This window comes from Paraburkholderia silviterrae, assembly GCF_004353915.1.
In the GTDB taxonomy this organism is placed as follows: Bacteria; Pseudomonadota; Gammaproteobacteria; order Burkholderiales; family Burkholderiaceae; genus Paraburkholderia; species Paraburkholderia silviterrae.
Window position 1 is genome coordinate 167,487 of record NZ_SMRP01000006.1, and the last position, 16,747, is coordinate 184,233.

Annotated in this window: 30 protein-coding genes; 8 read left to right on the forward strand and 22 right to left on the reverse strand. The window is 63.1% G+C overall.

Translation table 11 applies throughout. From position 1 onward, the window contains the following. Position 1: 1 nt before the first annotated feature. The 5 genes from gpW to EYW47_RS14970 all read right to left on the reverse strand — a co-directional run bounded on the left by gpW (position 2) and on the right by EYW47_RS14970 (position 4,120). Positions 2 to 271, reverse strand: a complete 270-nt coding sequence (gpW, locus tag EYW47_RS14950) for a gpW family head-tail joining protein (protein WP_133195599.1) — start codon at positions 269 to 271, stop codon at positions 2 to 4. A gap of 4 nt (positions 272 to 275) precedes the next feature. After that, entirely contained in the window at positions 276 to 2,345 is a 2,070-nt protein-coding gene (locus EYW47_RS14955; RefSeq protein WP_240763702.1) for a terminase gpA endonuclease subunit, read from the reverse strand. Between the two features lie 28 nt (positions 2,346 to 2,373). Then, positions 2,374 to 2,940: a hypothetical protein gene (locus tag EYW47_RS14960; RefSeq protein WP_133195601.1), complete on the reverse strand. Its 567-nt coding sequence runs from the start codon at positions 2,938 to 2,940 to the stop codon at positions 2,374 to 2,376. Between the two features lie 275 nt (positions 2,941 to 3,215). Next, positions 3,216 to 3,893, reverse strand: coding sequence for a hypothetical protein (locus tag EYW47_RS14965; RefSeq protein ID WP_133195602.1), 678 nt, complete (start codon positions 3,891 to 3,893; stop codon positions 3,216 to 3,218). Then, a complete protein-coding gene (locus EYW47_RS14970) occupies positions 3,881 to 4,120 on the reverse strand; it encodes a hypothetical protein (RefSeq protein ID WP_133195603.1) in 240 nt (79 codons plus the stop codon). Before EYW47_RS14970 ends, EYW47_RS14965 begins: the two co-directional genes overlap by 13 nt. Positions 4,121 to 4,246: 126 nt before the next feature. On the opposite strand from EYW47_RS14970, the gene EYW47_RS14975 reads away from it, so the two are divergent. After that, on the forward strand, positions 4,247 to 4,540 hold the full coding sequence (locus EYW47_RS14975; protein WP_133195604.1) for a hypothetical protein: 294 nt from the start codon (positions 4,247 to 4,249) through the stop codon (positions 4,538 to 4,540). A 118-nt stretch (positions 4,541 to 4,658) separates the two neighbouring features. On the opposite strand, the gene EYW47_RS14980 is transcribed toward EYW47_RS14975, so the two are convergent. The 17 genes from EYW47_RS14980 to EYW47_RS15060 form a co-directional block, all read right to left on the reverse strand. Further along, complete coding sequence (locus tag EYW47_RS14980) at positions 4,659 to 5,345, reverse strand: hypothetical protein (RefSeq protein WP_133195605.1); 687 nt, start codon at positions 5,343 to 5,345, stop codon at positions 4,659 to 4,661. A gap of 89 nt (positions 5,346 to 5,434) precedes the next feature. Further along, positions 5,435 to 5,638, reverse strand: a complete 204-nt coding sequence (locus tag EYW47_RS14985; protein ID WP_133195606.1) for a hypothetical protein — start codon at positions 5,636 to 5,638, stop codon at positions 5,435 to 5,437. Next, positions 5,635 to 5,961, reverse strand: coding sequence for a hypothetical protein (locus EYW47_RS14990; protein ID WP_133195607.1), 327 nt, complete (start codon positions 5,959 to 5,961; stop codon positions 5,635 to 5,637). The genes EYW47_RS14985 and EYW47_RS14990 overlap by 4 nt, the downstream gene beginning before the upstream one ends. Then, positions 5,958 to 6,260 carry a hypothetical protein gene (locus tag EYW47_RS14995; RefSeq protein ID WP_133195608.1) on the reverse strand — a complete coding sequence of 101 codons (303 nt, stop codon included), beginning with the start codon at positions 6,258 to 6,260 and terminating at the stop codon, positions 5,958 to 5,960. The genes EYW47_RS14990 and EYW47_RS14995 overlap by 4 nt, the downstream gene beginning before the upstream one ends. Beyond that, entirely contained in the window at positions 6,257 to 6,910 is a 654-nt protein-coding gene (locus tag EYW47_RS15000; RefSeq protein ID WP_133195609.1) for a hypothetical protein, read from the reverse strand. Before EYW47_RS15000 ends, EYW47_RS14995 begins: the two co-directional genes overlap by 4 nt. Further along, entirely contained in the window at positions 6,907 to 7,287 is a 381-nt protein-coding gene (locus tag EYW47_RS15005; protein ID WP_133195610.1) for a phage capsid protein, read from the reverse strand. Before EYW47_RS15005 ends, EYW47_RS15000 begins: the two co-directional genes overlap by 4 nt. 66 nt (positions 7,288 to 7,353) lie before the next feature. Then, on the reverse strand, positions 7,354 to 7,992 hold the full coding sequence (locus EYW47_RS41815) for a hypothetical protein (protein ID WP_240763703.1): 639 nt from the start codon (positions 7,990 to 7,992) through the stop codon (positions 7,354 to 7,356). Positions 7,993 to 8,020: 28 nt separating this feature from the next. After that, positions 8,021 to 8,224 carry a hypothetical protein gene (locus EYW47_RS15015; RefSeq protein ID WP_133195611.1) on the reverse strand — a complete coding sequence of 68 codons (204 nt, stop codon included), beginning with the start codon at positions 8,222 to 8,224 and terminating at the stop codon, positions 8,021 to 8,023. Then, a complete protein-coding gene (locus EYW47_RS15020) occupies positions 8,221 to 8,472 on the reverse strand; it encodes a hypothetical protein (protein ID WP_133195612.1) in 252 nt (83 codons plus the stop codon). Before EYW47_RS15020 ends, EYW47_RS15015 begins: the two co-directional genes overlap by 4 nt. Continuing rightward, positions 8,469 to 8,711, reverse strand: coding sequence for a hypothetical protein (locus EYW47_RS15025; protein WP_133195613.1), 243 nt, complete (start codon positions 8,709 to 8,711; stop codon positions 8,469 to 8,471). The genes EYW47_RS15020 and EYW47_RS15025 overlap by 4 nt, the downstream gene beginning before the upstream one ends. Further along, positions 8,708 to 9,127, reverse strand: a complete 420-nt coding sequence (locus EYW47_RS15030) for a hypothetical protein (protein WP_133195614.1) — start codon at positions 9,125 to 9,127, stop codon at positions 8,708 to 8,710. The genes EYW47_RS15025 and EYW47_RS15030 overlap by 4 nt, the downstream gene beginning before the upstream one ends. Then, positions 9,124 to 10,218 (reverse strand): helix-turn-helix domain-containing protein, encoded by a 1,095-nt coding sequence (locus EYW47_RS15035; protein ID WP_133195615.1) that lies wholly within the window; start codon positions 10,216 to 10,218, stop codon positions 9,124 to 9,126. Before EYW47_RS15035 ends, EYW47_RS15030 begins: the two co-directional genes overlap by 4 nt. Then, positions 10,215 to 10,802 (reverse strand): hypothetical protein, encoded by a 588-nt coding sequence (locus tag EYW47_RS15040; RefSeq protein WP_133195616.1) that lies wholly within the window; start codon positions 10,800 to 10,802, stop codon positions 10,215 to 10,217. The genes EYW47_RS15035 and EYW47_RS15040 overlap by 4 nt, the downstream gene beginning before the upstream one ends. Beyond that, positions 10,789 to 11,067, reverse strand: coding sequence for a helix-turn-helix domain-containing protein (locus EYW47_RS15045; RefSeq protein ID WP_165976570.1), 279 nt, complete (start codon positions 11,065 to 11,067; stop codon positions 10,789 to 10,791). Before EYW47_RS15045 ends, EYW47_RS15040 begins: the two co-directional genes overlap by 14 nt. 350 nt (positions 11,068 to 11,417) lie before the next feature. Then, positions 11,418 to 11,735, reverse strand: a complete 318-nt coding sequence (locus EYW47_RS15050) for a DNA-binding protein (RefSeq protein ID WP_133195618.1) — start codon at positions 11,733 to 11,735, stop codon at positions 11,418 to 11,420. Continuing rightward, the gene (locus EYW47_RS15055; RefSeq protein ID WP_133195619.1) at positions 11,732 to 12,118 is read right to left on the reverse strand and encodes a hypothetical protein; all 387 of its coding nucleotides are present in this window, start codon (positions 12,116 to 12,118) and stop codon (positions 11,732 to 11,734) included. Before EYW47_RS15055 ends, EYW47_RS15050 begins: the two co-directional genes overlap by 4 nt. Next, positions 12,119 to 12,490, reverse strand: coding sequence for a hypothetical protein (locus tag EYW47_RS15060; RefSeq protein ID WP_133195620.1), 372 nt, complete (start codon positions 12,488 to 12,490; stop codon positions 12,119 to 12,121). A 90-nt stretch (positions 12,491 to 12,580) separates the two neighbouring features. Between EYW47_RS15060 and EYW47_RS15065 the strand changes: the two genes are divergently transcribed. The 7 genes from EYW47_RS15065 to EYW47_RS15090 all read left to right on the forward strand — a co-directional run bounded on the left by EYW47_RS15065 (position 12,581) and on the right by EYW47_RS15090 (position 16,691). Beyond that, the gene (locus EYW47_RS15065) at positions 12,581 to 13,096 is read left to right on the forward strand and encodes a coiled-coil domain-containing protein (protein ID WP_133195621.1); all 516 of its coding nucleotides are present in this window, start codon (positions 12,581 to 12,583) and stop codon (positions 13,094 to 13,096) included. A gap of 326 nt (positions 13,097 to 13,422) precedes the next feature. Next, positions 13,423 to 14,169, forward strand: a complete 747-nt coding sequence (locus tag EYW47_RS15070) for a helix-turn-helix domain-containing protein (RefSeq protein WP_165976571.1) — start codon at positions 13,423 to 13,425, stop codon at positions 14,167 to 14,169. Between the two features lie 365 nt (positions 14,170 to 14,534). Further along, the gene (locus EYW47_RS15075) at positions 14,535 to 14,747 is read left to right on the forward strand and encodes a hypothetical protein (RefSeq protein WP_133195623.1); all 213 of its coding nucleotides are present in this window, start codon (positions 14,535 to 14,537) and stop codon (positions 14,745 to 14,747) included. 7 nt (positions 14,748 to 14,754) lie between these two features. Then, complete coding sequence (locus tag EYW47_RS42425; protein WP_276322946.1) at positions 14,755 to 14,889, forward strand: hypothetical protein; 135 nt, start codon at positions 14,755 to 14,757, stop codon at positions 14,887 to 14,889. Position 14,890: 1 nt separating this feature from the next. After that, a complete protein-coding gene (locus EYW47_RS15080; protein WP_133195624.1) occupies positions 14,891 to 15,166 on the forward strand; it encodes a hypothetical protein in 276 nt (91 codons plus the stop codon). 170 nt (positions 15,167 to 15,336) lie between these two features. Continuing rightward, positions 15,337 to 16,014 carry a hypothetical protein gene (locus EYW47_RS15085; RefSeq protein WP_133195802.1) on the forward strand — a complete coding sequence of 226 codons (678 nt, stop codon included), beginning with the start codon at positions 15,337 to 15,339 and terminating at the stop codon, positions 16,012 to 16,014. After that, positions 16,011 to 16,691 (forward strand): hypothetical protein, encoded by a 681-nt coding sequence (locus EYW47_RS15090; RefSeq protein WP_133195625.1) that lies wholly within the window; start codon positions 16,011 to 16,013, stop codon positions 16,689 to 16,691. The genes EYW47_RS15085 and EYW47_RS15090 overlap by 4 nt, the downstream gene beginning before the upstream one ends. The last annotated feature ends 56 nt before the right edge of the window (positions 16,692 to 16,747 follow it).

Genomic DNA, 16,747 nt, shown 5'->3' on the forward strand with positions numbered 1-16,747 from the left:
ATCAGAAGTACGGCGTAATCGGTCGACGGCGCCTGATGCGCACGCCGGGGTTGAGAGCCTGCTGCAGCTCCGCAATGAGCAGCCTCAGGTTCGCCATGTCAGTCTGCTGGAACGTCGCGCTGCGCGAACCACCGCCCTGCGCATACGCCACCGTTACCACCTTCTTGCCCGTGCGCAGCTCGATATGGGCCGCCTGAGCATTGTTGATTGCGACCATCAGCTGCGCGTCGGTCATGCCGTAGTACGGCGAGCTGATATCGGATGTGGCCATAGGGTTAGCGGAAACGGTGGACTGCAGATTTCGGATTCTTCGGCGTGGTGCCGTCATGCATCGGCGCCGGCGCGGTCTCAGGCGCACTCGCGGCCGCCTGTTTCGGTGCCGCACCGATGAGCGAAGAATTGATATCCCAAGGCGCCGCCCACGACGGCGGTTTGGTCCAGTCGATGGTCGACAGGCCGTGCAGGTGCGCCATAACGTGTGTGCCGACCAGCTGGTCGAGCGCTTCATTGCGGCGACTGGTCACGATCTTTTCCCAGCGGCCGTTCTTAGCTCGCGCTTCCGCCGTCAGCTGCTCGAACCAAACGTGAGGTTCTTCGGGAGAGCGAAGCGCGTGCGGAAAGTGCACGTACCAGTTGCCGGGCAACGCGCCCTGCAGCTGGCCCATCAAGTCATCCTTGAAGCTATTCGGATTGAACTGCGCAACCGGCACAGCGCCGCGCGCCGCCGCCTTGTTAGCCTGACGCCCGGTATCCGGATAATTCACGATTAGCTTCGGCGCATCGAGGGACTTCGCGCCTTTCGTCGGCAGCACTGTCCACGCATCGCGCCCCGCGATCTTCCCGATGAGGCGAATGCATTTTTCTTTCTTCCGCCAGCGCATCCATGCCGCGTATGCCTGTTGCGTCACGCCTGGCGAGCCGCCGCTGTCGAATCCCAGCGCGCGTATCGGCATGTGTCGGCCGCTCCCGTCGTCGAGCGGGTAAGTCTTCGCAATCAGCTTGAGCAGCTGGTCCCAGTCCTCGGCCGACGTTGCCGGGTCGGCCGGCGTACGGCCGCGATCGATGATCCAGTTTTCGCCGCCAACGCCCCACCCGCGCATGAGCCAGTCGAAGTGAGCGATCTGGACGTCGACGAACGCAGTAATGAAGCGAACGCCCTGCGGGACGATCTCGAGCTTGAGGTCCGGCTCGGCGCGCTCCGCGAGCACGTTCGCATCAACAGAGCCGACCCCACGCTTCGGCGCGTAGGGGAAGCCGAATTGCTTGACCGTTACCTGACGAAGGCCACGATCGTCGCCGCTTACCTCGAGCTCGCGCTCGGCCTTCACCTTCGCACGTGCGAGGCCCCCGATACCGCCGAGAATGAACGGTGACATCGCGCCGACGATCCAGAAACCAGCGCTCTTGCGTGCGACGAGCTCGCCGGTGACCGTGCCTTCCTGCGAGATCTCCTGACCATCACCGATCCAGCCACCGAATGGCGATCGATACGCTGCGAGATTCATCGCGCGACGGTGCCGGTCCTCAATCAGGCAACCGTTAACCGGGCACAGCAGCCGCGTCTCTTGCTCGATCTCGTCGAGCGTCCCATCCTCCGGATAGTGAAGCGTCATATGCCGCGCTGCGATCGGCACCGGGCTCGACCACACGCCGCAATGCGGGCATGGCCAGTACCAAACGCGACGATCGCTGTCGCCATACATCGCCATGATGCCGGCGCTCCAGTCGCGCTCTGGAATCAGGCCTCGCGCGCGGTCCGGGTGGCTCATCGCGAGCAGCATCGACTGGCGTCCAAACGTCTGCCGTCGCACATCGAGCAGCGCCTTGATATCGCCCATCGATTCGGGATACGCGTCGACCTCGTCCGCGACGATCCGCGGCGCCGACTTGTTGATCACGTTGTTCGGCGATGCTGAGAGGAATTCCACCCGCATGCCGTCAAAGCGCTTGAAATGCAGCGAATCGTCGACCGGGCGCGAGCCGAGGCTCATTGCCATCTCTGGGTGGCCATCGATCTGCGTGTTGATCCGGCTCTTGACGAAGGCTTCGAGACCCGGATCGGTCTGCATGTACCAGAGCATGTCGCCCGGATCGTTGGCCACCGACTTCAACATCCAGTTTTGTGCGACCTCCGTTTTGCCCGACTGGCCCGGCCCGACGATGACCGTCGTCAGGTAATCAAGCCGTGTGAGCGTCTCCATCGGCGCCACAAGGTACGGAGCCTTCTCGTGATGCCACCGGCCGACATATCCGCCGCCCTGGTTCGTCAGGCGCCTGTTCAGCGCTGCGTACTGCGCGACGGTCTCGCGCGCCGGCGGCACCAACGCTGCCAGCGCCTCGCGCACGATCTGATATGGATCGGCGTAGGCGTTCTCAAGCATCTGGGCCCATCAGCACTTTCAGTTCGTCGACCATCGTCGTGCGCAGATCGTCGATCAGCTCGCGGATCGCATCGGCACTCTCTTCCGGGAGGCCCAGCTTCTCGACCACCTGGTCCGCCAGCCGGTCCATGCCCTTCCCTAGGTGCACGAGCATCTGCGTTATCACCTGGCGCATTACCTCGGCCTGAACGAGGTCACCCCGATCCCGCCGCAGCTTGTCCTCGAGGATCTCGGCCTGGACCATGTCGCGGCGCTGCCGCGCGGTCTGCTCGCCGCTGTGCACCACAGGCTCGACGCCAGCCGGCGGAACGACGGTGTATTTGGCGCCGGGGTACGGGTTGCTGCTCTCAGGCGCTGCGGCTGATGTCGTCGAGACGCTCTTCGACGCCCTGTGCGGCGCGCCATCGAGATACGCGCGCACCGCCGAGAGATCGAACTCCCATCCGCCGGCGCGCGTGCCGCGGTGCGCGATCGGAAAGTTCTCGTCGCCCTCGAGCCGACGGTCGAGCTTCGGGCGCGTCCAGCCGAGCGCCTCGCAAAGCGCGGCCTTCCCGATCAAGCCGTCCGATCCGGCCGGTGTAACGCGCTCCTGTGTAACGTTCTTCGCTTTTTCCTGCGCCTGCGCGCCACGCTGCGTTACACGCGCTTCACCAGACGCGGCGCGCCTTTGAGCCGCATTGGATCCCGCCATAGCGTGTAACGTGTAACGTGTTTTTTTTGGTCAAAGGAACGGGAAAAACGGGCGCGGGCAATGCCCGCGTTTTCGCCCTTCCCCGGAAGGACCCTGTAAGGTTGGGGCGGCCGGCCCGCTGCTCACCCTCCACCGGGCCACCTTCAGTTCGCCGTGGCTATCGCCTTCGCGAGCGCTCGACCGAACTCCTTCTCGAAGTTGCGGTTCACGATCTGCTGCGCGCGTTTGAAGTAGTCGAGGTGCTGAGTGACGGGCAATGCGTCGCCAAAGCGAATGAGCAGCTTCAGCGCGCCGAGATTCTTGTCGTGCAGGCTGCCGCGTCCAGCACGCTTCTTTCGCTGTCCACCTGACTTCGAAACATCCAACCGTTGCCACACACCACTGATGCGTCCGTGACTCGTCTGGATGGCGCCGATGAAGATGTCCTTTCGACCGCGCAGGCGCGCCATGATGCCGCGGGGCAGCTGCCCATACGCGTTGACATCGATGTCCTTCGGATTGAACAGCGCGGGCCCGGGAAGCTTGTGCACCCCCCCGAACTCGTATGGCACGAGGTACTGCTCGGCCTTGTCCATGACGAACACGGTCGCCTCGGGCGCGCTCTTGCGCGCCGGCGTCACGCGCACCGATCGAAGCGTGAACGGCGACGGATTGCGAAACATGCTGCGCAGGTTTTCGACCTCGGCCGCCTGCACGTCGCGCGCGATCGCCGTTAGCGCAGTCGCAGTTGCGAAGGGGATCTGGGCGCGAACGAAGGTATCGAGGCTGCGCTCGATCTCCCGAAGGTTCGATCGAACCGAGATCTCGACTACGCCGGCCACGCCGCCGACCGGACACCGGCGTCCGGCTCCGAATCGAAGAATGGAATAGCCGGAATCTGCAACGAATCACGGCCGAGCGGGAACGCCTGCACCCCAATGTCGTCAGTGTCGTCCCCATACATCGCGATCACGAGAGCGACGGTTGGCTTCGCGAAAAACGGCGCGCGCACGATGACGCTCTCGCCGAGGCGCGGACGCGGGGCGCCCTTGGACTTCGGTTTGTTCATCGTGCACCTGAGAGAAGCCGGGAGCTGGGTCCAGGGTTTACGACAGCTTGAGGGTTGCACAACGAGCGTCATTTATGGAGAGATGTCCGGCGGGGCATCGCCAATCATTTTCAAAAAGGACTTGAAATGACGCGCTACATGACACGTATTGAGTTGCACGAAAACGCTAGCAAACCCACGTCGAAGGATTACGACAAACTGCACGCCGCAATGGAGGCGAAGGGCTTCGCTCGCACCATCAAGGCCGGGAATGGGACCGTCTACAAGCTCCCGACTGCGATGTACTACGCTGAATCCAGCTTGACGCCCGCAGAGGTGCTGAGGCACGCGGACGATGCAGCCAAATCCGTGTGGAAGAAGTATTCGGTCCTCACGAGCGAAGCGCCTACCAGCACGTGGGAGGGCCTCGACAAGGCGTAATCCGACGATGCGAAACAAAAAAGCCCCGGTCGGTTAGGACTCGGGGCTCTGGGGACACTTATTCACAGTGTCAGATTGGGCGCTATATTGGGAGGAAAAATCCCAACCGTCAAGCGATTTATTCTGGCTCGCCCACGAAACCGACGGTCGAAAGCAGATTGTCGATCTTTTTACGCGCCGCCGATTCAATGCCGTCAATCGCCGGCTGCGCCTCGCGCGTGCCCTTCGCGGGCTGAGCCTTTTGCCCGGAAAGCCACAGTTTGATGAGTTTCCGATGTGCGGTGACGGTGTTCTTGCTCACTGATGCCTTCTCGGCCAGCTGCTCGAGCTTTACCTTCACGCCGAATACCTCTTCGACGAGCTTGCGGCGCACCAGATAGTGCGAGAGGTGACCGCTGAGCGGCGTCAATGCCGCATGCGTGAGGTCTCGAATGGCGTCCTGCCATTCCGGATTCGGCGTATAGCCCGAGCAGCACGCATGCCGGCAATGGCACTGGAACGATTTCGGCGCGAAGCGCGCGACGACGACGGCACGCTCGACAATCGTCAGCTGCGCCAGCTCGACGTAGATTGAACTGCAGCGCCGCTGCTCTTCGAGGAAGATCAGCCCATTCTGCCCGGCCTCTTCGAGCTGCGCGATCTCCGCTAGAGTGTAGTTGGCGCGCGCCCATTCCCAGAGGCCGCGAAGATATTCGACGCTGTCTGATCCGTCGATGAATCGACGCACCATCCCAGCCTGTCCAGCGCCGTCGTTCCCCGACAGTCCCTTACCCGTACGCGGCGAAGGCGCCGCGAGACGGTCCATGAGCGGGCGCCCTTGGCCGTGCATCGAATAGTTGAATGCGAACACGAGAGCGTCTTGCGGCGTGCGGAATAGTTTTTCAGTGGTCTCGCTCATCGGCTGGCCTTTTTGAGTTGCATGTTTTTCAGTTGCTCGATTCGTTCGCTTTGCGCGTGCAGAGTCTCGTTGAGCAGCCAGAGCGCGGATGCCGAGATCGTCACCGGGTCCTCGGGACGCCCCGCACGCACGGCGCGCGAGGCCTCACGCAGTGCGCTTTCGAGATCCGTGCGCTGGCCGCGCGCCGGCTGGCGGTTCAAACGCGGAGCTCCATCACGCCTGACTCGAAGAAGTCGCGCAGCGTCTTGCGGTTCTTGCTCAGCCGCGCGATGCAGCGCAAGTACTCCTCGTCGACCCATGCCGACTTCGGCGCTTCGATGCCGGCCCGTCGATCCTCGGGCACATAAACCTCGACCTCGGCACGCTCCGGGTCCAGCGTGCCGTCCGCCAGCTGCATCCGCCTCACGACGCGCACGCGCGCGATGTATTCGGCGAAGCCGGGTACATAAGCAAGCCGACTGCGGCCGCGCCCATATGTGGTGGGCACGATTGTGGGAACGTCCGTCGTCAGCACCATCGTCATCGCGCTTCCCCGTAAAGGCGCTCGATCGTCGCGTTGAGCAGATCGATCTGTGTCATCTTCAAAATGCGTAGGTAGGTCTGGTCGCCATGCACGCCATTCCTGCCTTGATGGCAGTCGTCGTGGCAAAGAGGGATCGTGCAGAAGTCGCCGGCGCGCTGCGCACCGCCGTGGCCGATGCGGACGTGGTGCACGTCGGTCTTCGATTCTTGGGTGCGCCCGAGCAGCGTGCAGCAGATGCAAGCCATCTTCGAGACGCGACCCATGTGTGCGCTCTCGCGCTTGTTCGGACGGTGCTTCACGCTGCGATTTGCTGGCGGAGGGTTGCGAACGGATCGAAGCGGCCGCTGCGCACGCGCGCGCGGGCCCGCGTATGCCGTGAGACGACGGCCGGCGCCTTGGGCGCGGGGCGCGCGACGTCCGGAGCGCTGCCGAGCGTCCAGAGCGCCTCCAGGCCACCGCTGGCCGTGTGTCCATAGTCGCCGATGCGCGTGCGCTTTCCGTGCTGCTTGAGCAGCGCTCGCTTCGTGGCGGAGATCGACGCGTTGAGCTCAGCGGCCAGTTCACGAATGCTGGCCATCCGTCCGCCAGCCAATGCGCGCTCGGCGCGATAGAAAATCAGCGAGCGGCCGTAGACGCGATCCACGTCCTGATTCACGATTCCGAGGCGCGCCGCTTCCTGCTTCGCCGCGCTGTATGTGCGATGCGGAAGAAGTCGCCCGACGCCGTGCTTTACCGCCTCGTCCGAACTGTAGATACGGCGCAGAATCGCATGTTCGCGAGCCGTCCACGCGTCCTCGCGCAGTCTGAGTTTGAGAGCGCGCCACGCGTGCTGGCGGGCAGCCGCATGTGTGCGCCCGGGCAGGCGATGCATCTCATCGATGAGCGATACGCCGCGTCGCGCTAAGTCACGCAGCACGTCGTCTTCCTCGCGCGTCCAGAACTGCCTCACGATGCCTCCCGACGCGCGAGGCGTTCGATATCGAGATCGTCCTGCGTCATGCCGCTGACGGCCACCACGCCGCCTCCAGGCACGAGGCGTACGGCTTCGAGTTTCGCCGCCAGCGTGTCGCGGCCCCACGCCAACGCCTTCGCGACCTGCTGGCGGCCGGTCGTCACGTCTTCGAACTTGAAGCCGTCGACAGTGATGTAGATGTCGAAGCCATCGCGCTCGATCGTGATGCGCCCGAACTCGGTGAGATCGCGATAATCGGTCTCCGAGTCTTTCAGGACCATGCCGTGCGTGCGGCACCGCGGCTTACCGGACGGCGGCGCGTCGGGGGCGCCGGCGCCAGTTTCGCCCGGCACGTCTCTTTTGCTGATGTGCATCGCCAATCCTCGTTCGTGAGCTTTTGAGTACTCGCCGGCGCGCGGCCGGCGACGCTGGTTCGGCGGTCAGGCCTTCGTGAAGTCGACGTAGTACTTGTCGCCCGGGGTGAACTTGCCGTGCAGCTCGGGATTCGCCACGTAGATCGAGAGGTCTGCCTGCGGCGAAAACTTCGCGTAGGTGTTGTCCTCGTCGCCGCCGTCGTCCGGATAGGCCGTGTTCTTCGGTACCGCGCGGAACTTCAGCGTCTCGCCGCCTTGGTGCTGCGTCACGGACTCCACAACCATCTTTGCTCGCATCGTCGTCATCTGTTGCTCCTGGGGTGGTTGATCACCAGCGACGGCTGGTGAGGTCTTCTGTGCGCCAGCCGCGAGGGCTGACACGCTGAATCGATAATTGGCGTCGTGCCATTGAGAGGCGACGAGCTGCGCGGGCAGCGCCATTGCGCCGGCAACTGCGCGCGCCGCGATCTCGACCTCTTTGGCGCGCACCGCGTCGACGCGTGAGCAATGGCCGGCCGGCGCGCCCAACGCGCCCCATGCTTCTTCACGAGACATCAGGCCAGCTGCGCGCGATGCAAGCATGGAAGCGGAAAGCAGCGTCTGTATTGGCTTTCCGATCTCCGCGGGGCCCGAATCCGCCAGCGCGCGCGCCGCGTCCGCGATCTGTTTGCGGATGCGCTCGAGCCCAGCGCGGCGCGCGGTCATCGCGCTCAGGTACACGCGTGTGGTTCCCTTAGACACGGCGGTAATCCGTCCGCGTATCGAAACGCGCGTTGTCGGCATAACCCGAGCAATCGACGAACATCCTCGGGAAACCGTCGCGCGAAGGGTCGCCGGACGGAAAACTCTTGAAGCCCCACTGCTTCAAGGCATATGCCTCGAGCTCGGTCTCGGGCCGAATCTCAAGCGTGCCGTCTGAGCTGATAGTGGCTTTCATCGGAGCTGCTCCTTGATTCGCGCGAGCGTCTCGGGACCCATCACCAGCGTGTGATCGCCGATCTTGTAGATCTCGCGCTTCGTGCCGAAGAACTCGACCATCCAAGCGTTCAGGTCGTCGACGAACGCCTGCGGCATCAGCGCCGCGAACGAGGGCGAAACGTGCATGCGCGGCACGCGGTCGTATTGCTCGTTCACGATGACCTGCATGCCGTTGAGGGTGCTACGCAAGCCGGCGCCGGGAATCATGCCGTTACCTCGTCGCGTTGCTCGTCGTGCACCGGCAAGCCGCCGATCGGGCGCAGCATCGATTCGGGGATCGGCAGAGCGTCGAAGCCCGATTCCCGCATGCGCGCATTCGTGCAGTTCCAAGCCGCGCCGAACTCGGCGAACGGTGCGGCCGGCGAAACGAGCTCGACGACCTGGTCGTTGCAGCCCGCAACAGGGCAACCTTTTACGACTGCGAGAATTCCCGGTCTGAAGTTCATATGCCTCCCTTCTTCGCCGCGCGGCGGCGGTCGTCGATCGTGCGATTGATCATGGTTCCCCCGAGACCGTCAGTGGCGCGGATGCCTTCGCCGCAGTGCGGGCAACACGGCACCATCGTCCGGCTGCGCCAGGCGCGCTCGACGCGTTGTGCAGCGGTCAGATGCAGATCTCGCTCGCGCGCCTCGGCATGCTGGCGCTCGCGCGCGTTGATCTTCGCGAGCGCGCGCTCGTATTGCTCGATGAAAAGCGTCAGCGTCCAGTACGCATCGAGCTGCAGGCCGCAATCAGCGCAGCGCACGATCGAACCCACGTCGTCGAGGTCGAGGCGCATGTGCCTGCAGCTGGCCGCCGGACGGGGCGCATGGCGCGACTGGCGCTGCACGCGGAGCTCGTCGATGTCGATGACATTGCTCATACGCCGAAATCCGCGGGAAGAAGATCGTCGAAGAACTCGACGATCTGCCGGTACCGGCCGCCGCCCTGCTCGCGCTTGAGGACATATTCGATCCACGGTCCGCGGCCCGAGGCCTGCGCCACGCGCACGAGGTAATCCGGCGTCGTCTCATTCGGGCGGCGCTCGACGCAGACGCGCTTGCCCTGCGCGCCGATCCCCGAATCGCTCATGTACCAGGGTGCCGACGTGCTGGCGGACGATGCCTCGGCCACACTGGCGGTTTTGCCCTCCGCCAGCACTTCGCCGACGAATCGGTCGAGGAACTTCGGATAGATGCGGCGCGTGTCACTCGTTCGATCGCGGGCAGCCAATGCGCGCTGACAAGCGACGGCCAGCTGCTCGGGCGTCACGCCCTTCCCGACCCACGTCAGCACATGGACGCGGTCCGCCAGCGGATCGATCTCGAGTTTCGGATCGGCCTGAAGCACGGCGAGCAATTTCGCCTCTGCGTCCGGCGGCGCGACATCGCCTTCCGGGTTTTCCGGGTTGCCTATTTTTTGAGCAGCAGCAGCGGCGGTTCCATCGCGCACTTCTGCTGCTGCATTTAATGCAGGGTTAACTGCAGTATTAGACTGAACCTCGTTCAGTGCCTTTCTGTCGTCAGGTTCAGTGCCTTCTGGAACGACGTTCAGTGCCTTTTCTGAAGGTACTGAACCTCCTTCAGTGCCTTTATCCACAGGGCACTGAACGTCCTTCAGTGCCTTTTTCCCACGCCCCTTTTTCGAAGGCACTGAACCAGATTCAGTGCCTTTCGGAACGCGCTCGCGGATCTCGAAACCTTCCGGCACGCGCGGGTAGTACTGGTTCCTCGCCCACTTTTGGCCACCGTAGCCGTGCTTCGTGACCGTCAGCCAGCCGAGCGCCGCAGCGTCGCGCAGGTGCGTGACGACGGCACGCTCGGACAGGCCTGTTTCGTCCGCCAGCAATGCGGTCGACGGATACGCGGGCTCGCCGGCGTCATTGATGTGGCATGAGAGGGTGAGAAGCACGAACCGCGTCGTCGGCGGCAGCGTCGAATTGATGATGGCCTGACGCCATGTCCATGGTTTCATGAGGCGGCGCCTTCACGGATGTGGCGCGGGATGCGGCGCTGGGCGTCCATGCGCTGCTCCCAGTAGCGGTAGTAGAGGTTTTTGTGCCACTTGCCGAGCACGGCCGCCGGCAGCTTCTCGCGCCCGAGCACGTGCGGTGCGCGTGCGACGACGATCTCGAAGCTGTCAGGCCGGGTCGGCCCAGACCACGATGCGTAGTCCGGCCGACGCGCTCGCACGTGCCAGACGCCGGCCGCCGCGGGCACCCATTCGGGAATGCCGAGGTGCTCGGGAACAACGTAGACGAAGCGCGTGATCCACGCGGGCATGCCCACCCACTTCGGCTTCGAGAGATCCTTGCGCCAGTCCGCCAGCGAGATCTTTACCTCGAGCTCAGTGGCATAGCCTGCGCGAGTGACCATCACGAAGTCGGCGCGATATTCGCCGAGCCCGCGGCCGCCCGCGCCGAGCGAATAGCGGACTGAGGCCTCAGGAATGAGCGTGTTCGCGCGGTGGTCGACATGGCGCTGAATCGCCGCCTCGATGAGGCCGGCGTTGAACTGCGCAGCGCGAGCGCGCGCAGCAGCGCTATCAGGCTTCGCCATCGGTTGCTCGCGCGACGCCAACGTTGACGCGGTAATGCACGAGACGGCCGTCGCGCAGCTCCTCGACAAGGCCGAGCCCGACGAGCGTCGCCAGTTGCTGCCGCACGCCGCTGGTCGAGAGGCCGCAGAGATACGCGAGGCGCGCGATCGACGGACTGCACTCGCGCGTGGTCTGCACGCTCAGATGCGACAGACAAAGCAAAACGAGCTTCTGCATGCCGCGAAGCTCGATATCCCAGGCTTGATTGGTCAGGTGGTGAGACATCCAGTCCCCATGGCTTGTTAACCGCTTCGGCGATCGGACTTCGCTGGGTGGGCGGCGCGGGCAGCGAAAGGTCGCGCCTGTCGATGGCATCGCGGTCGGTTTCCACGCGACGCAGGTTGACGTCCGGAATCACGCCCTCTTCCTGGACGGTCTTCGGGATCTTCCCGGCGAAGCCGAGCATCTTCACGCCGCGAACGACCCAGACCGGCTTGTGCATGATCTCGGTCCACTGGCTGTCGAGCTCGACAACGCTGACGACTGCACCGTCGTTCGCGGTGCCAGTGTTCACGACACGCGCGATGTCTCCCGCTTCAACGTTCATTGGCATCCCCGAAGCCGTGAACGGCGCGTTACGCGGCCGCGCCGCATGCACCCATGTTCATCCGCGCGCAACGGCAGTTGCTGCCGATGACGTTGCCCTCAGCGAGGTAGTCCATGTAGCCCACGGTCGTCACCACGAGCCCGATCGCACGAAAAAGCGTGTCGAGGTGCTCGAGCGTGATGCCCGCAGTGTTCGAGAGGATCTTCGATGGCATCGACGTGTCCCAGCCCGTCGCATCGAGGATCGCCTGCTTTCTCTTCGGGTCGGAAATCGCCTCCCGAAGCAGCTTTTCGACGATCGGCATGCGCGCTGGCATGAGCGGGACCGTCTGAGCATTGGCATTCATCTTGTTAACTCCGTGTTCAAAAATTCAGGAATGCGCATGAACGCACTGCCAGATACAGTCGCCTCATGTTCCTCACGTGTACGCGAGTCCTTATGTCCAACAACTACATCTGCCGCCGGCAATACCATCTCCGGCATAACGCCGCGGCTAACCGCGTGCGCGAACTGCAACAGCCATTCACTCGGCCAGACCTTCGCGACGAGCGTGACCTGCGCGCCGCCGCGCGCCGGGCGCGAAACTGCGTCGCACTCGACGCGAAACAAGCCGTCGCGCACCTCGCCGCCATCGAACAGGCAATGGAAGACATGCGCATACAGTGCCGGGTAGCGACGGCAAGCATCGACGATCTCGGCGAGGACTTTGTGCAGCGTGCGTTCGCTCATTCACGCCCCCGCCGCCTTTTTTTCGCCGTCAGCAACGATCGCGAGCGTGAGCTTCGAGAAAAGCCAGCCGGTCATCGACAGGACCGCCAGCGAGGTGCACCCAATTGCGACCTGCGCGACCACGCGCGCGAAGAAAAGCGTGCGCAGCCAGTATCGAAGCGCGCGGGGCGTCGGCGCGCTTTCCGGAAATGCGCAAGCCGCCATGCGAGCAACGATAGCGAGCAGCGAGAACCCGAGCAGCGCAGCGACGATCAGCCACCAGTAGAAAGTCAGAAGGCGACCGGCCCAGTCCTGGCCGCCCGCCAGCCAGCAATAGCCGATGACGAGCTCGGCAACGGGGCCGACGACGCCGAAATACAGGCTCGATTTCATTCACGCGCTCCCGCTGAAATGGTGGGGATTCGCACCCCGTTTAGAATCGGAGGTTCCTACGCCAACCGCTTCCAAACGAGAGGAATCCCCGTGGACGTTAGCTCGATCAGCGCCGCAGTCAGCAGCGCCAAAGCCGCATTCGAAATTGCGAAGCTCGCAATCGCCACACGTGATGATGTCAAGCTCACCGAGGCCAAACAGATACTCAACGACCGGATCGTCGATATACAGTCGGCCGCGCTTCAACTGCAGGAGAAGATGTCGGCGATGCGCGACGAGGTTGAGATGCTCAAAGACGAGAAGCGACAACTCAGCGCACGTATCGCTGAATTGGAACAGCGGAGTGCGGAAAGGGCGCAGTACGAACTTGAAGCAATTCAGCCAGGCGTCTTCGTCCTCGCGCATCGAGAGCGCGGTCAAGGTAGCGTTCCAATGCACTACCTTTGCCAGTCCTGCATGGACAACTCGGCGAAGAAGGTAGTACTGCAGGAAAAGGCCAAGGGAATGGTTGGCGCAATCTCCCTCTGCTGCCACGAGTGCGAAGCGACCTTCTTCACCGGGCGTTACTCGGAGCGCCAACGGCCGTCTCCGCTCCAATATCGCTGACATGATGCGAAGCATCTCAGACGCCCTCCTCGGAAGCAGACGCAACATCCCCTGCCGCCGAAGCTTCGCGGCCGCGATGAAGCAATTGAGAGCGCGTTACCGCCCCGGCCGTTAGATCCTCGATCGCAGCCGAATAGCTCGTTTCACCGGTCCAATCGGTTCGAGGAAGCTGCCCACGCTCAGCCCACTTTCGAACTGCTTGGTACGTGACAGGCCGGTCGATACGAGCATTGAGAGCCTTCGTGAAGGCCGTAATGCCACCAGCGTGAGCAATAGCGGTTGCGATCGGGTTCATGCGGGGCATTTTAGAACCCACGGTTACCTTTTTGCAAGAACTGATTTCCTGGCCGGTGACGGGGACAATAGAACCTATGGTTATTGACGACACACGGCAGGCCTTTGCGGCCCGGTTGAACGAGGCCCTCGACGACATCGCCTTCCCTCCTAAAGGAAAAGGAAGGCAGCAGGCGCTCGGGGATAGGATGGGTGTTTCGCAGAAAGGCGCCCGAAAATGGCTCGAAGGAGAGTCGAAGCCTGAACAGTCCAAGGTACTTAAGCTGTCAAGCTGGCTCCAAGTCAATTTCGAGTGGCTCGCCACCGGAAATGGTGAGAAGCGCACAGTGCTTTACGACTCCCAATCCGGGGAAAGAGTCGAAACATACAAAGTGACAGAGCAACTTGAGGAGGTCATTCCGGAAAATGAATTCACCTCCCCAAAAGACGTCGCAATTCAACGCATCATTAGTGCAATTGATATCCAACTGCGCGCCGCACGAATTTCCCAGACCGACGCCACGTTATTGAAAGCTGCTGCGGAAGCCGTTCGCAACTCAATAGATCCAACCGTTCAGGCTGCGGTACTCCTCATGCTTAGCACTCAAAGCCCGAGAGAAAAGCCAAAAGCTCCCTCTAATCCGGAAAGTGTTAAGTCAACGCCGGATACAAACTCGGATTCTGGTCAAAAATCACGGTCGCCACAGGCCGAATTCGCCAGGAGCGCGCGATCCGACACTCGATCGGCGGCGCAGACCGAGGGTAGCAACCAAAATGAAAAAGGTAAGAACGGGACCTGACGTTGTTTCGCTTGATGCTTACCGTGCGACACGAAAACAGAGCCCAAAGAGATCTCGGGACGATATTGTGACCGACGTGCGCTTCTCAGTAACTCGCGGCGGAAGGATCGTTCCAACAGCACCCGTTGTAGCTGAACTTCATCTGCTCGCAGTACTCGGTTGGTGTCTCGAAATCTCATCAAATATGCTGAATGCATATATCAACAGTTAGCTGACAAAGCGCTCCCTTCCTTCCTAGCCCGCTCCAAGCGGGCTTTTTTGCGTTAAGCCGTAACCACGGTTACGAAAAAAGTAACCTTTGGTGCTTGATAAAAGTAACCGGCGGTTCTATTATCGCTCCATCAGATCGCAACTTGGAGCGAACGATGTCCCAGCAACAGCAAGCCAACCCCACCGCCAGCGCCCAGCGCACCGGCGCGCGCGGCGTCCGCGTGCTGGTCCGGACGCTCCGCATCCTGCGTAACGTGCTCGCCGTCTTGGGCGTCCTGTTCGCCTACCTCCTCTATACGGGCTGGCAGCAGTATCAGGACCGCGTCGACGCGGGCGACACGTCGTGCTCCTTCACCCGTTGCCTGTGAGACGGCGATGGTCTGCTACCACCTCTACTGCTGGATTTGGATCGATCTCGCATACGCGATCGACGATTTCGGTTCGGAAGTCCAGCTTTCCGATTCGCAGTTCGAGCGCGCCGTCTCGTTCAAGCTTTCGGAGGTGCACTGATATGCGCCCCACGCCAACCCGCCTCCCCGACGAGCTCCTCGCTCGCGCGTGCCCCACGCTCGGCGTCGAAGGCACGCCAGACGAAGCGCTGCTCAATCCAGCCGTCCGCGCTGTCGTGCAGGCAGCGGTGCGCGCGCAGATCGTCGGCCGTCCGCAACGCCATGTCGGCCGCCACGTGGTGCCGCGCGACGCTCACCTCACACAGACGTGTTTCGCGTTCGACGACAACGTCGTCGACCTGAAGAAGCGCGCCGCCAACGACGGTGACGAGGAATGAACATGGACACTGTCGGATTCCTCAGCACCGCGACGCTCGCATTTGGCTGCGCCGCCTGGTCGGCCGTCGCCGTCGCTAAACGCTTCGAACGTCACTTTCCCGCCCCCGCGAACGATTCATCGGGCATTCACGGAGGCGCGGCCGCGGCGCGTCTTCCGCGTGGGGTCTCCATGACTTCGACCGCTCTCCGGCAAGGTCTGCCGGAGCTCCCGCAGCGCATGCGCGCGCTGCCCGTCGACTCGCGCGGCTACCCGGTGCCTTATTTCGTCGACTGGATCGACGGAAAGCCCGACTTTCGCGTGATGGATAGCCGCAAGCTCGCCGCGTGCGTCTACTACAAACGCTGCTGGATCTGCGGCGAGCCGCTCGGCCAGTACAAGGCATTCGTCATCGGCCCGATGTGCGCCGTCAATCGCGTGTCAGCCGAGCCGCCCTCGCATACCGACTGCGCGAAATTCGCGGCGCAGGCCTGTCCCTTCCTCGCGCTTCCGAAAGCGGCGCGCCGAGAATCGAATATGCCGGTCGACCTGCAGGTCAGCGGGATCATGCTCAAGCGCAACCCTGGCGTCGCGCTTGTCTGGGTGACGCGGAGTTATCACGCAGTGGCCGTCGACAACGGAGTGCTCTTCGATATCGGCGAGCCGGAACAGACATTCTGGTACGCAGAGGGCCGTCTCGCGAGCCGCGAAGAGGTTATGGCGTCTGTCCAGTCTGGCTTGCCCGCACTGTATGACCTCGCGCACGCCGATGGCGAAGCCGCAGTGCTCGAGCTCGACACGATGGTGGCGCGCGCCACGCGCTACTTCCCACCGCACGCGGCCGGCGCAATGGTTGGGCGGCCAGCATGAGCGGCGTCGCGCACCCGAACATGTTCCCGGTCGCCGGCGAGAGCGTTGCGATCGAGGCCAGTGCCGACGCTGAGCCAGATCAAACCGCCGAGCAGCCCGCTGAGCCACCGCGCCCCGCCGACCCATGGGCGAACCCCGTGGGGCGCCTCCAGCGCGCGGCAGCGCCGAAGGCTGAGGAACCCAAAGCAAAGCGCCAGACGCGCGCTGATCAGGTTGTCGAGTTTCTCAGCGCCAACGGGCCGACTGGCAGCAAGCAGCTCTGCATGGCCCTGGGCCTTTCGACGAGCGCGGGGATTACGCCGCTCATTGACGCCGCGCTGAAGACCGGACGCATCGTGCGCGTGAACCACCTTTACATGCTCCCAGACCAGCGTCCAAAGAACGAAATCCAGAAAGAGCCCGAACCGGCATCGCTCGAGCTAAAGGCGGAGGCGCCGGCGTCGCCAGCGATGGCGCGCGGGATCACAACGCAAGTTACGGAGACCGCTCCGCCAGCGGCTGAGACTGCGCGCGCAACGCCAAAGGCGCGCACGCCCGAGTTCACGATCTCGGCCGGCGACGCCCTGCTTATCGCGTGGCCGGACGGCGGCGTGACGGTCCAGCGCGGAGGCACTTTTGTCGAGCTCACGCCGATTGCGGTGCGGCTATTACGAGCTTTCATCGAGCTGCGGACATAACCAGGCTCTCAGGCGCGCGGCATTGACCCCGACCGCGCGTTTTCGGTGGGCGGCTT

Bases quoted from the DNA above. Each gene is read 5' to 3' on its own strand.
- gpW (WP_133195599.1), bottom strand. From the start codon at position 271: ATGGCCACATCCGATATCAGCTCGCCGTACTACGGCATGACCGACGCG.
- EYW47_RS14970 (WP_133195603.1), bottom strand. From the start codon at position 4,120: ATGAACAAACCGAAGTCCAAGGGCGCCCCGCGTCCGCGCCTCGGCGAG.
- EYW47_RS14975 (WP_133195604.1), top strand. From the start codon at position 4,247: ATGACGCGCTACATGACACGTATTGAGTTGCACGAAAACGCTAGCAAA.
- EYW47_RS14980 (WP_133195605.1), bottom strand. From the start codon at position 5,345: ATGGACCGTCTCGCGGCGCCTTCGCCGCGTACGGGTAAGGGACTGTCG.
- EYW47_RS14990 (WP_133195607.1), bottom strand. From the start codon at position 5,961: ATGACGATGGTGCTGACGACGGACGTTCCCACAATCGTGCCCACCACA.
- EYW47_RS15005 (WP_133195610.1), bottom strand. From the start codon at position 7,287: ATGCACATCAGCAAAAGAGACGTGCCGGGCGAAACTGGCGCCGGCGCC.
- EYW47_RS41815 (WP_240763703.1), bottom strand. From the start codon at position 7,992: ATGACCGCGCGCCGCGCTGGGCTCGAGCGCATCCGCAAACAGATCGCG.
- EYW47_RS15015 (WP_133195611.1), bottom strand. From the start codon at position 8,224: ATGAAAGCCACTATCAGCTCAGACGGCACGCTTGAGATTCGGCCCGAG.
- EYW47_RS15020 (WP_133195612.1), bottom strand. From the start codon at position 8,472: ATGATTCCCGGCGCCGGCTTGCGTAGCACCCTCAACGGCATGCAGGTC.
- EYW47_RS15025 (WP_133195613.1), bottom strand. From the start codon at position 8,711: ATGAACTTCAGACCGGGAATTCTCGCAGTCGTAAAAGGTTGCCCTGTT.
- EYW47_RS15030 (WP_133195614.1), bottom strand. From the start codon at position 9,127: ATGAGCAATGTCATCGACATCGACGAGCTCCGCGTGCAGCGCCAGTCG.
- EYW47_RS15035 (WP_133195615.1), bottom strand. From the start codon at position 10,218: ATGAAACCATGGACATGGCGTCAGGCCATCATCAATTCGACGCTGCCG.
- EYW47_RS15040 (WP_133195616.1), bottom strand. From the start codon at position 10,802: ATGGCGAAGCCTGATAGCGCTGCTGCGCGCGCTCGCGCTGCGCAGTTC.
- EYW47_RS15045 (WP_165976570.1), bottom strand. From the start codon at position 11,067: ATGTCTCACCACCTGACCAATCAAGCCTGGGATATCGAGCTTCGCGGC.
- EYW47_RS15050 (WP_133195618.1), bottom strand. From the start codon at position 11,735: ATGAATGCCAATGCTCAGACGGTCCCGCTCATGCCAGCGCGCATGCCG.
- EYW47_RS15055 (WP_133195619.1), bottom strand. From the start codon at position 12,118: ATGAGCGAACGCACGCTGCACAAAGTCCTCGCCGAGATCGTCGATGCT.
- EYW47_RS15060 (WP_133195620.1), bottom strand. From the start codon at position 12,490: ATGAAATCGAGCCTGTATTTCGGCGTCGTCGGCCCCGTTGCCGAGCTC.
- EYW47_RS15075 (WP_133195623.1), top strand. From the start codon at position 14,535: ATGTCCCAGCAACAGCAAGCCAACCCCACCGCCAGCGCCCAGCGCACC.
- EYW47_RS42425 (WP_276322946.1), top strand. From the start codon at position 14,755: ATGGTCTGCTACCACCTCTACTGCTGGATTTGGATCGATCTCGCATAC.
- EYW47_RS15080 (WP_133195624.1), top strand. From the start codon at position 14,891: ATGCGCCCCACGCCAACCCGCCTCCCCGACGAGCTCCTCGCTCGCGCG.
- EYW47_RS15085 (WP_133195802.1), top strand. From the start codon at position 15,337: ATGACTTCGACCGCTCTCCGGCAAGGTCTGCCGGAGCTCCCGCAGCGC.
- EYW47_RS15090 (WP_133195625.1), top strand. From the start codon at position 16,011: ATGAGCGGCGTCGCGCACCCGAACATGTTCCCGGTCGCCGGCGAGAGC.